At 60.6% G+C, this 12,246-nt stretch carries 10 protein-coding genes; 7 read left to right on the forward strand and 3 right to left on the reverse strand.

Features of this window, described 5'->3' with window-relative positions:
• The first annotated feature begins 93 nt into the window (after positions 1-93).
• The 4 genes from AC3WQN_RS23120 (at position 94) to AC3WQN_RS23135 (ending at position 5,021) form a co-directional block, all read left to right on the forward strand.
• The gene (locus AC3WQN_RS23120) at positions 94-981 is read left to right on the forward strand and encodes a LysR family transcriptional regulator (protein WP_103399704.1); all 888 of its coding nucleotides are present in this window, start codon (positions 94-96) and stop codon (positions 979-981) included.
• Positions 982-1,075: 94 nt separating this feature from the next.
• Complete coding sequence (gene fdhD / locus AC3WQN_RS23125; protein WP_103399703.1) at positions 1,076-1,915, forward strand: formate dehydrogenase accessory sulfurtransferase FdhD; 840 nt, start codon at positions 1,076-1,078, stop codon at positions 1,913-1,915.
• A complete protein-coding gene (locus AC3WQN_RS23130) occupies positions 1,912-4,260 on the forward strand; it encodes an FdhF/YdeP family oxidoreductase (RefSeq protein ID WP_103399702.1) in 2,349 nt (782 codons plus the stop codon). Before fdhD ends, AC3WQN_RS23130 begins: the two co-directional genes overlap by 4 nt.
• A gap of 257 nt (positions 4,261-4,517) precedes the next feature.
• The gene (locus AC3WQN_RS23135) at positions 4,518-5,021 is read left to right on the forward strand and encodes a glycine zipper domain-containing protein (protein WP_095144529.1); all 504 of its coding nucleotides are present in this window, start codon (positions 4,518-4,520) and stop codon (positions 5,019-5,021) included.
• A 65-nt stretch (positions 5,022-5,086) separates the two neighbouring features.
• On the opposite strand, the gene AC3WQN_RS23140 is transcribed toward AC3WQN_RS23135, so the two are convergent.
• From AC3WQN_RS23140 to AC3WQN_RS23150, 3 genes are all read right to left on the reverse strand, one after another.
• On the reverse strand, positions 5,087-5,518 hold the full coding sequence (locus AC3WQN_RS23140) for an acyl-CoA thioesterase (protein ID WP_103399701.1): 432 nt from the start codon (positions 5,516-5,518) through the stop codon (positions 5,087-5,089).
• Between the two features lie 48 nt (positions 5,519-5,566).
• Positions 5,567-6,802 carry a 3-hydroxyacyl-CoA dehydrogenase gene (locus AC3WQN_RS23145; protein WP_103399700.1) on the reverse strand — a complete coding sequence of 412 codons (1,236 nt, stop codon included), beginning with the start codon at positions 6,800-6,802 and terminating at the stop codon, positions 5,567-5,569.
• 171 nt (positions 6,803-6,973) lie between these two features.
• Positions 6,974-8,908: a RecQ family ATP-dependent DNA helicase gene (locus tag AC3WQN_RS23150; RefSeq protein ID WP_103399699.1), complete on the reverse strand. Its 1,935-nt coding sequence runs from the start codon at positions 8,906-8,908 to the stop codon at positions 6,974-6,976.
• A gap of 263 nt (positions 8,909-9,171) precedes the next feature.
• On the opposite strand from AC3WQN_RS23150, the gene AC3WQN_RS23155 reads away from it, so the two are divergent.
• From AC3WQN_RS23155 to AC3WQN_RS23165, 3 genes are all read left to right on the forward strand, one after another.
• Positions 9,172-10,263, forward strand: coding sequence for a S8 family peptidase (locus AC3WQN_RS23155; RefSeq protein ID WP_371918493.1), 1,092 nt, complete (start codon positions 9,172-9,174; stop codon positions 10,261-10,263).
• 340 nt (positions 10,264-10,603) lie between these two features.
• The gene (locus tag AC3WQN_RS23160) at positions 10,604-10,936 is read left to right on the forward strand and encodes a hypothetical protein (protein WP_103399697.1); all 333 of its coding nucleotides are present in this window, start codon (positions 10,604-10,606) and stop codon (positions 10,934-10,936) included.
• A 65-nt stretch (positions 10,937-11,001) separates the two neighbouring features.
• The gene (locus AC3WQN_RS23165; protein ID WP_103399696.1) at positions 11,002-12,132 is read left to right on the forward strand and encodes a hypothetical protein; all 1,131 of its coding nucleotides are present in this window, start codon (positions 11,002-11,004) and stop codon (positions 12,130-12,132) included.
• Positions 12,133-12,246 lie beyond the last annotated feature (114 nt).

Consider the following 12,246-nt stretch of genomic DNA (forward strand, 5'->3'; position numbering starts at 1 on the left):
AGACGGTGCAGCGTGGTTCCCGGCCGACCAATGACGCCCATTGCACACAAGCGCTAGAATCCCCCTCCTGGCCTGCTGCGCACTGGAGCGACGATGGACATCAAACAGCTGAAATTCCTCATCGCCCTCGACGAAACCCGGCACTTTGGCCAGGCGGCCGCGCGCTGCCACATCACCCAGCCCACGCTGTCGATGCGCTTGCGCAGCCTTGAAGAAGAGCTTGATTTGCCACTGGTCAATCGCGGCCAGCGCTTTGAAGGGTTCACCGCACCGGGCGAGCGGGTGCTGGCCTGGGCGCGCACCGTGCTCGCCGCCTATGACGGGCTGCAGGCCGAGGCCGCAGCCTGTCGCGGCAACCTGGTCGGTACGCTGCGCCTGGGGGTGGTGCCGCTGTCGAGTTTCGATCCTCTGCCGCTGATGCAACAACTGCACGGCGAACACCCCAACTTGCGCTTCGAACTGTCCGCCTTGAGTTCCGAACAGATCCTCGAACAACTGGCCAACAACCGGCTGGATCTGGGAGTGTCCTATCTGGAGCGCCTGGACGGCGAACGCTTCGACTCGCTGGCGTTCAGCGAAACCCGCATGGGTTTGCTTTATGACCAGCGCTTCTTCAGCTTCGGTGACACGCCATTGAGCTGGGAAGCGCTGATCGAGTTGCCGCTGGGCATGCTCACCAGCGGCATGCACTTTCGCCAGTCCATCGACCACAACTTCCACAGCCGGGGCCTTAACCCGCGACCGCTGCTGCAGACCGACGCCGTCCATCAACTGCTGCAAGCCGTACACGGTGGCCTGTGCTGCGCGGTGATGCCCCTGGAAGGTGGCCTGGAATCACTGACCGAGCACTTGCGCCTGCAACCGATTGAAAACGCACAAACCCTTGGCCGGCTGGGGTTGATCATGCGTCGCAGCGCACCACGCTCGGCGCTGGCGGAAGCCTGTTTTGCGATCTATCAGAAATCACTCGCGGGCTTTTGATCGACGGCATCTATCGGCAGATCAGTAATAGCGATTAGACGCGACACTTTGCCGCGCCTAGGATTAAGGCTGGATAACCCGCCGGTATTGCCCCATGAACGCCAAGCGTCCGGCCTGCGCGACGCCTGCTCCAGTAACGCCCGCGCCCGCCGCCAGTCAGAGCTACCAGTACTGCAACCTTGATCACAGTGAGTCAGCCAGCACCGCACTCGCTGAGGAAGTGGCGCTGGCGATCGCCTACAACGGCATCAGCCAGGCCGTGATGCTGGTCACCCCGACCGACCTGGAAGACTTCATTGTCGGCTTCAGCCTGGGCAGCGGGATCATCAGCGACCTGTCCGACATCTATGACCTGCAATTGACGGGTGCGGGCAGCGCGCAGTACGCGCAGGTCAACATTGCCAGCCGCGCCTTCTGGAACCTCAAGCAGCAGCGTCGGCAACTGGCCGGCACCAGCGGTTGCGGATTGTGCGGCGTGGAAGCCGTGGAGCAGGCCCTGCCGCAACTCAAGGTATTGCCCGGGGCACCGCTGCCTCCCGCGCACTGGCTCGATGGCCTGCGCCAGCGCATCGGCGCCTTCCAGCCTCTGGGCCAGCACTGCGGCGCGGTGCACGCGGCGGTGTTCATGAACAACCAGGGTGAATTGTTGCTGGGCCGTGAAGACATCGGCCGACACAACGCCCTCGACAAGCTGATCGGCGCCCTGGTGCGCCAGAACATCCCGACGGCCGGCGGGCTGGCAATTGTCACCAGCCGCTGCAGCCTCGAACTGATCCAGAAAGTCCTGCGCGCCGGCATCCAGACCCTGGTCAGCCTGTCGTCGCCCACCGGCCTCGCCTTGCAATGGGCACGCCGGCACAACCTCAACCTCATCCACCTGCCGCAGAAAAGTGCGCCGCGGGTCTACAGCCCAGCGATGGAGAATCAAGCGTGAGCACTCATCATCAAGCCGACCAGACACCCACCCCGCGCTACAAGCCCTACAAGGGCCCGGCCGGTGGCTGGGGCGCATTGATCAGTGTTGCCCAGGCCTGGCTGACCAGCGACAACGCGCTGAAAAACCTGCGCATGATGCTCAAGACCAACCAGAACGGCGGTTTCGACTGCCCGGGTTGCGCCTGGGGCGATTCCCCGGAAAGCGGTCTGGTCAAGTTCTGTGAGAACGGTGCCAAGGCCGTCAACTGGGAAGCCACCAAGCGTCGCGTCGATGCGGCATTCTTTGCCAAGCACAGCGTCAGCGCCCTGCTGGAACAGAGCGACTACTGGCTCGAGTACCAGGGCCGGCTGACCGAGCCCATGCGCTACGACGCCGACACCGATCGCTACACCCCGATCAGCTGGGACGCGGCGTTCGCGCTGATCGGCCAACACCTGCAGAACCTGCCAAGTCCCGATCAGGCCGAGTTCTACACCTCGGGGCGCGCCAGCAACGAAGCGGCGTACCTGTATCAATTGTTTGTCCGTGCATTCGGCACCAACAACTTCCCTGACTGCTCGAACATGTGCCACGAGGCCAGCGGCGTGGCCCTGGCGCAAAGTATCGGGGTCGGTAAAGGGACCGTGACCTTCGACGACTTCGAACATGCCGACGCGATTTTCGTCTGGGGCCAGAACCCCGGCACCAACCACCCGCGGATGCTCGAACCCCTGCGCGAAGCGGTCAAGCGTGGTGCCCAGGTGGTGTGCATCAACCCGCTGAAAGAGCGGGGCCTGGAACGCTTCCAGCACCCGCAGCACCCGGTCGAAATGCTCACCAACGGCGACAAACCGACCAACACCGCGTATTTCCGTCCGGCGCTGGGTGGTGACATGGCCTTGTTGCGCGGCATGGCCAAGTTCCTCCTGCTATGGGAACGCGAAGCCCAGGGCAGTGGGGCGCCGGCCGTGTTCGACCATGACTTCCTCAACGAACACACGGTCAATATCCTCGACTACCTGAACCAGATCGACGACACCCCGTGGGAGCAGATTGTCGAGCAGTCCGGCCTGACGCTGGTCGAGATCGAACAAGCGGCGCGCATGTACGCCAAAGCCCAGAACGTCATTATGTGCTGGGCCATGGGCATCACCCAGCACCGCCACTCGGTGCCGACCATCCAGGAAATCGCCAACCTGATGCTGTTGCGCGGCAACATCGGCCGTCCAGGCGCGGGCCTGTGTCCGGTGCGCGGGCACAGCAACGTGCAAGGCGACCGGACCATGGGCATCAATGAACGTCCGCCAATGGCTTTCCTGGATTCACTGGAGCGTCGCTTCCAGTTCAAGGTGCCCCGTGAAAACGGCCACAACGTGGTCGAGGCGATCCACGCCATGCTTGAAGGCCGCTCGAAAGTCTTTATCGGCCTGGGTGGCAACTTCGCCCAGGCAACACCGGACAGCCCACGGACGTTCCAGGCGCTGCGTAACTGCGACCTCACGGTACAGATCAGCACCAAGCTCAACCGCAGCCATCTGACCCACGGCAAAGAAGCGTTGATCCTGCCGTGCCTGGGCCGCACCGACATCGACCTGCAAACCGAAGGGACGCAAGCGGTCACCGTGGAAGACTCCTTCAGCATGGTTCACGCCTCCAATGGCCAGCTTCAGCCGCTGTCTCGCCAGATGCGCTCGGAGCCTTCGATCATCGCCGGTATCGCCGCCGCGACCCTGGGCAGCACACCGGTCGACTGGACCTGGCTGGTCGCCGATTACCGCCGTATTCGCGAACTGATCGCCGACACCATCCCGGGCTTCAAGGACTTCAACCAGAAGATCGAACACCCGGGCGGCTTCTACCTGGGCAACAGTGCCGGCGCCCGGCGCTGGAACACGACGTCAGGTCGCGCCAACTTCCGCCCCAACATCCTGCCGAAGGATCTTGTGCACGAACGCACCCGCGCCACCGGGCAGTTGCCGGACCTGATCATGCAGTCGATGCGCTCCCACGATCAGTACAACACCACCATTTACGGACTCGATGATCGTTACCGTGGTGTCAAAGGGCAGCGTGACGTGCTGTTCGTCAATGAAGCCGACATCATTCGCCTGGGCTTCAAGCCCGGGCAAAAGGCCGACATCGTGTCGATCTGGGATGACGGTCGTGAACGGCGGGTCAAGGGCTTCACCTTGCTGGCGTTTGACATTCCAGCCGGGCAGGCAGCAGCCTACTACCCGGAAGTGAACCCGCTGGTGCCGCTGGAAAGCACCGGGGATGGCAGCCATACGCCCACCTCCAAGTTCGTGGCGATCCGCCTGGAGGCCGCCAGTGACAGCGGGCTGATCATGGCCAGGTCGGCCTGAGGCAAGGCGCCTGCGGATTCAGCCAGTATCCCTGCCGGCTGCACTCGCTTCACGTTTCAAACGCCCACAAAAAAGGCCGCTTTTACACAAAAGCGGCCTGTCTCAAGTAGCTAAAGACCCGCGAAAACCAATAAAGTTCCGTCTAAAAAACAACAACTTAGCGAAATGTGCACAAGTCGTGTTACTCGTCGGATTTCGATTGTAACCGTCCTGTCACAGCCTCAGGATCGCGTCGTCATCCCTTTGAGGCTCCTCTAATGAAGTTCTCCTCGATTCTCTTGTTGTCCCTTGGCCTGATCAGCGGCGTAGCGTCAGCTGGAGGCAACACCGAAGCCGGTGTGGGCGGCGCATTGGGCGGGGTTCTTGGCTCGGTCGTCGGTCAGTCACTGGGCGGTAACACTGGCTCAACCATTGGTGCCGCACTGGGTGGTGCGGGCGGCAGTGCGGTGGGCGCCAACAAACACAGCCGTGGTGAAGCCGCCATCGGCGGTGCACTCGGCGCGGCGGGCGGCAACGTGGTCGGTCGCAACGTAGGCGGCACCACAGGCAGCCTGATCGGCGCAGCCGCTGGCGGTGGCGCGGGTGGCGCGCTGGGCAACTACATGGGCAACAAATACGATAACGATGATGACGATGACGATAACGGTCATCGCCGCTATCGCGGCGGCCACGACGATCGCCGCTACTACCGTGATGGTCACCCGGGCCGTGGCCATGCCTATGGGCATCGCAAGCACAAGCACCGTTACTATCGCGACTAAACACCACGCCGCATCACGACCGAGACTCAAAAAAAATCGCAGCCCCCGGGCTGCGATTTTTCGTTTCACACCACCAACCGCTCCAGGGCCTGGCGCAACCCGCCAGGAATCGACACCGGCTGGTTCGACGCCCGGTCCACAAACACATGGACAAAGCGCCCCGCCGCACAAGCCTCCTCTTCCCCGGTCTTGAACACGGCCAACTCGTACTGCACCGAACTGTTGCCCAGTTTGCCCACCCGCAAGCCGATCTCGATGCGCTCGGGAAAGGCAATCGACGCGAAATAGTCACAAGCCGAGCTCACCACAAAGCCCACGACCTCGCCGTCGTGAATATCCAGGCCGCCGACTTCGATCAGGTAGGTGTTCACCGCCGTATCGAAAAAGCTGTAGTAGGTCACGTTGTTCACATGACCGTAGACATCATTGTCGTGCCAGCGGGTGACGATCGGCTGGAAGTGACGGTAGTCGGTACGTTGTGGCATGCGCTCGGTCATCGGGTTTCTCGTCAAAGGGACTGGCAGTGTACGGATTGTGATGGTCGATCAGGCAGCCTGCCACTGGGCAAAACGTCCGTGCTTGACCGCCAGCTCAGCGATCACTCGCGCCGGCTTCCACAATGCACCCTGTTCAGCCTCAAGGCGCAGCAAACGGCTATGGATGTTCGCCAGCCCCTGCTGATCGGCCCAGGCCATTGGCCCGCCCTTGTCCGCCGGGAAACCATAGCCATTGAGGTACACCCGATCGATGTCGTGAGCGCAATCGGCGATGCCTTCCTGAAGAATCTTCGCCCCTTCGTTCACCAGGGCCAGCAGGCAGCGCTCAAGGATCTCTTCGGCGCCGATCTCCCGACGCTGGTAACCCAACTCCTCACTGACTCGCTGCACCAGCGCATCCACCTCGACATCGTGCTCGGCCTGACGGCTGCCGGGCTCGTAGTGGTAGAAACCGTTGCCACTCTTTTGACCGAAACGCCCCAGTTCGCACAGACGGTTATCCACCTGAATCTCGGCTTCGTCCTGACCGACTCCCGACAGTTCCCGTGCGCGCCAGCCGAGGTCGATGCCAACCACGTCGTACATGCGGAACGGCCCCATGGCAAAACCGAAGCCTTGCAGCGCGGCATCCACCTGATAGGGGAGTGCGCCTTCAAGCAACATCTTGCGTGCTTCGAGCACGTAGGTATTGAGCATCCGGTTGCCGATAAAACCGAAGCAGTTGCCCGCCACCACACTGACCTTGCCCATGCGCTGGCCCAGCGCCCCGGCAGCCTCGAGCACCGCTGGGGCCGTCTGCGCACCACGGACGATTTCCAGCAGTTTCATGATGTGCGCCGGGCTGAAGAAGTGCAGGCCCAGCACCTGTTGAGGACGCTGTGTCACGGCGGCAATGGCGTCGATGTCCAGTGCCGAGGTGTTGCTGGCGAGAATCGCTTCGGGCTTGAGCAGGCCATCGAGCTCACGGAAAATGTTCTGCTTGAGCTCGAGGTTTTCGTAGACCGCCTCGATCACCAGGTCGACGTCGCGGATCGCCGGATAGTCGAGTGCCGCGGTCACCCGAGCGATCCGCGCATCGGCTTCGGCTTGATCGATGCGGCCCTGACGGACGTTGTGGGCCCAGGTGTCGGCAATGGCCGTAAGGGCCTGGTCGAGCATCTGCGGGTTGTTGTCGACCCATTGCACCGGCACCCCGGCGTTGGCCAGGCACATGACGATGCCACGGCCCATGGTGCCTGCGCCGATCACGGCAGCACGCTGAATCTGGAAGGGCGTCTGGCTCATTGTTTGCTCTCTTGTTGGCGATCCAAAGACAGCGTCCACCATAGTCAGCCCGACAGCGTTTTTGAACTTTATTCCCGTGATGGGCGACATTCAGCGGATGGATGTTCCTCCCGACTCAACGCTCGATCTTTCCCTCGCTCTGCGTGGAAATACAGCCCGTGACGCTCCGCGTCAGCCCGGCAACTGGCTTTGCGCCCAACCCCGCACCTCGGCATAGGGATAATTCTCCAGTGCCGCAAACCCGTGAATCGCGCGGGCCTTGAGCTTGGTGAACAGCGGCACGCTGATGCCGCACAAGAACCGGGTCAGGCGCTCTGCACCCGGCACACTGCCGTTGTAGGCCTGATGCTTGTGGATAAAATCGCCACAGAGCGCATCGAAGTTTTTATCCACAAGCGCAGGCAATAGCGGCGGCTCCGGCAAGCGGGCAACCTGTCCATGACACACCGAACAATGCCCACACTGTTGCGGTGCATTATCGTCGCCGAAATACCGCGCCAAGCGGTGACCCAGGCAGTGCTCGGTGGCGAACAGGTCGAGCATCGCGTGGATTCGTGCGACTTCCGTACGCTCATGCCGGGTGAAGTAGGTGTGCAGTTCGACGCTCAAGGCCTGAGCGTCAAAATGGCTCTGCAACAGGCTGTAGACCTCAGTCATCTGCTTGCTTTCAAGCTCGACCCAGCCTTTTTCCTGGAAGTAATCCAGCGCCTTGACCACCCGGGCACGCTCGGCCTGGTGCTGTAGATACAATGCGTCGAAATTCACGGTGGCCCAGGTTCGCGCACGACTCGAAGTCTGGATGATCGCGTCGACAAAGTCCCGACGCTCGCCGTCGAAACGCGCCAACAGCACCTCGGGTTCCACCAGGAACTTGAACCGGTACTCGGCAAAGTAGGCATAACGCGGTGCGATCAGCCTTTTGAGTTCCAGCTGCACCAGCAAGGTCTTGAGCGGCAGCTGGCGAATGTTGCTCTGGTCGGCCAGCGGCCCCAGCAGGAACTCCCACTGCCCGTCCGGTGCTGCGGCCTGCAGCTCATCCAGCACACAACGGATGCCCTCCAGTTCCGGCGTATCGCCGTAGACGAAGTTCTCCAGCACGTTGAGGCTGTCGCGGTTGGCCAGCACCAGACAATCGGACGGCTGCCCGTCACGCCCGGCACGACCGATTTCCTGGCTGTAGTTCTCGATGGATTTGGGCAGGTCGAAATGCACTACGTTGCGGATATCGCTCTTGTCGATGCCCATGCCAAAGGCGATGGTAGCGACGATGCAAGTGGACTGCCCACCCATGAACCGACGTTGAATCGCCTCGCGCTGCTCATGGGGCAAACCCGCGTGGTAGGCCTCGGCCGGAAGACCGTTCTGGCTCAGATGCTGGGCAATCTGCTCGGCGGTTTTCTGCAAAGTCACGTAGACGATGCTCGGCTGCCCGGCACGCTGGCCCATCCACTCCAGCAGGCGGCGGCGCTTGTCCTGGCCGCGCACCGGTTCAACCAGCAAATTGAGGTTAGGCCGATAGAACCCGGTGGTCACCACATCGTCCGGTGCGATGGCGAACTTCGCCTGCATGTCGGCGATCACCTTGGGCGTGGCGGTCGCGGTCAGCAGCAAGGCCTGGGGGATATTGAACTGGCGCTGGTAGTCCGGCAGCTTCAGGTAGTCGGGGCGGAAGTTGTGGCCCCACTCGGAAATACAGTGCGCCTCGTCCACCACCAACAACGAGATCGGCACCTGCTGCAGGAAGTTGCGAAAGCGCTCGTTCTTCAGGCGCTCCACGGAAATCATCAGGATCTTCAACTCGCCACTGCGCGCCCGCGCCATCACCTCGTTGGCGTCGTCGCGACTCTGGGCCGAATCAATGCTCGCTGCCGCGATCCCGTGGCGCTGCAAGAACGCCAACTGGTCCTGCATCAGCGCCAGCAACGGCGAGACCACCAGTGTCAGGTGCGGCAGCAACAAGGCGGGCAGTTGATAACACAAGGACTTGCCGGACCCGGTCGGGAAAATTGCCGCGGCCGAACGCCCGGCCAGCACCGCACTGACTGCCGCTTCCTGGCCAGGCCGAAACTGCGGATAACCAAAGACCTGTTCGAGGGTGTTGTGCATTAGCGGTCACTCCGTTGACGGCTGCCACGCCAAAGGCACGGACAGAGAAGCAGCGCGTAGGGAAAAGGTCGGGGGCGAAACGCTCTCGATAGATACAAACAGAACCACTAATTCTCTCATGAACCAAGGACTCAATCGTTTAGGTTCATGACTCACCTGACGGGCCTGAGCGCCCTATTGAAAAACCCGCCACAGGCGAAGCGTCCTCATCGCAGAAAGCTTCGCAGGTATGGATGCCACTGAAGGAACACCCGATGAATCAAATGCTACCGTCTCTTGCTCTCTCCCAACCATCACGCCTGGGCCTGGTCGCCCTGCCGCTGCTGCTGAGCGGCTGCCAGAACATGACCACGCACGCCGTTGTCGACCCTGCCGCACAGGGTTACGAAACACCGGAATATCACGCCCAGAAAGGGCTGGCGATCATTAAGGCGTCGTCAATCTATGCTCGCGGTGCAAGCGGTCAGGGCGTGAGCGTCGCCCTGATCGACTCCGGGCTGAATACCGACCTGCCTGAGTTCCAGGGGCGCATTGGCGATCCTGGATACGATTACGTGACGAACCAGCCGGGTACGACCGACAGGGTCGGTCACGGTACACAGATGGCCGGCATCATTGCCGCCAACAAGGACGATCAAGGCATGCATGGTGTCGCGTTCAGCGCCCAACTGATCCCCATGCGATTTGGCGATGATGATCAGCCCTTCTTCTTCGACAGTGAAATCGCTCAGTCGTGGACGTATGCGTTCGGCAAAGGTGCGCGTATTTTCAACAACTCGTGGGCCAATGACATTCCGGCAACCGAGATCACCGAGTCGCGCTACAAGCAGGTCATGCCCGAGTCCCTCACTGTGGCCCGGCAACTGGTCGATGAGGGTGCGGTGTTCGTTTTTCCGACCGGCAATGAGCTCAGGCGCGAACCCCTGGCCGAGCCCGGCTTGCCACTGGCGGTGCCGGAGCTGGAAAAGGGATGGCTCGCCGTCGTTGCCCTGAAGCAGGACGGCACAGCCATCAACGCCAAATCCAACTACTGCGGCGTTGCCAGGGACTGGTGCATCGCGGTTCCCGGAGGCGACTCCGCCGCAGGCACGGGCTTGCAGACCACTTTGAAGTCCGGCAAGTACGGCGAAACAGCGGGTACTTCACCGGCAGCGGCCATGGTCAGCGGAGCCCTGGCCGCATTGCAGAGTCGTTACCCGCAGATGAGCCCGCAACAGATTCGCCAACACCTGCTCAAACACACAAACCGGACCGGCATCTATGCCAACAGCGAAGTGTACGGCCTGGGCCTGCTGGACCTTGAAGCCGCCTCCCGTCAACCACCACAACGCGTGATCGATCAAGGAACTGATTGAAACATCGATACCTCACAGCAGCCGGAGACGACTGCTGTGCGGGAAAACCCCTACAAGAACTGACGCATCCTCTGCTGCAGCTTTACAGGCGAAACCACGCAAGCACCTGAACAATCCGGCTTATTGATCGCTCACTACGAATACCTCAACCCCCGAGTAGGACGAGGACGCAACAGCCTGAAAACGCCCTACAGATCCTGTCCATGCGGGCCATCTTGCTGAACTCAAACAGTCCTCTTTATAGTTTGCTGCGCAGCCGAGCAACCGTAAGTGTGAACTCTCTTGCGTCAGCGCACGGCCCTGCCGAGCGACTCCGCCAATGCGCACTGGAGTGACCCCGATGAACATCAGCACCCCGCCAACAAACCGTTACCAGCCGCTCAATTCCACCGCGGGTGACACGCCCGCGCTGCTCATCGACACCCTGGCCAGCCCCCAGGACCTGCTCGACGCCGCCCAGCAACGCATCCGTGCCGCCAGCGACCTGCTCGAAACGCTGTATTGCCTGAGCTTCAAGCAGGCCGACCTCAAAGACATCCCGCATATCGTCAACGCACTTTACCTGCTGACTCAGGATGGCAACGATTTGCTCGAGGTCGTTCAGCAGCGGATGGGGGAAATAAACAAAACCACAAATACTCCATACAACACCCCAAAAACCCCGCAACACTAATCGCCTTTAATACTTAACCAATCACAACTAACCTGCAAACTTGTTAATTATATAAAGGCACTACCATGACAATACTAACCGTGTACTTTTGCGGCACCGGCTCGACTAAATTCGATAACACAAACGACACCTACTGGAATGGAGAACTTGTTTCAACACTGGCATCCCATGAGCTCAGTCACGAGTTTTCCGAGTGGATCCTGGTGGATGGCCCCGGTACCGGCAACCTGCAAGCCGACGAACTGTTCTATAAATCCGAAGACTATGGCATGTCGGGGAGCCTGTTCGGCAAGGGCTGGGAAGAAAACGTCAAACACGCCCTGCAAATCGTCAAAGGCACATGCTCCTGGGAGCGGGTCGAACTTACAGAGCAGGAATACAAGCGCCTGAAGGCCGCCGGCGTTCCCATTGAAGGTGTCACCGTGAAGGGGTCCTGGTTCTGGCGCAAATACAACTACGGTGACCGAGCAGTCAACCAGCAGCAGTTACAGGAACAAATCATCAAGACTTTCCGCAAGGATGGAATAATTCCTACTCAAGTCAATCTTGTGGGCTGGAGCCGGGGTGCTATAAGTTGTCACATGCTGGCCAACATGATGCTCAATGATCGCGATCTAAAAAATATTCCGGTTAATATCTTCGCCGTTGACCCGGTACCCGGCCCACTCAACTTTCAAACCGAGCGTGTAACACTCGGCGCCAACGTCAAAGAGTATGTCGGCTTCTTTGCCCGTGACGAACGCTCCAAAGGATTTTCCTGCGTCGTCCCACTGACCCACAGCAGCACCAGGACCCACATCTACCCCATGGCCGGCCGCCATGGCACCTTGGTCGGCAACGCCAGCGCCAATGGCATAAAAGGCCCGAGCCTACTGCCGGAGCCCGGCCTGATCGTTCGCCACTTCGCCGAAACCTGCCTGACCCGCTGGGGAGGGAAACTGGAAAAGAAACTCAATCTGTCGATCCCCGACCTTGAAAACTACCACAACACCCTGAAAAACGCCGATGCCCAGTACATGCTCATGCGCAAAGAGTCCTACACCTACTTCACCGAACAAGAACAGGGCGAGCGCTATGTCTCCCACGGCAGCAAAGGCACTGCCTTTTCGTCTATCAAGGGCGCCGGGATGCAGCCTGCGACGGGACTTGGCGCGAGCCTGACGTTTAATGAATCGAGTTACCTAGAGATTCGTTGATGCTCGACGGTACGCTCGTTGATCATTCCCAGGCTCCGCGTCACTAGTGTCCGGTAAACATGTTTCATAGCTGAAGGCTGCCTTGGGCGGCCTTCAGCTTTTCTCGCTCCTGCC

The organism is Pseudomonas sp. FW300-N1A1 (assembly GCF_058789115.1).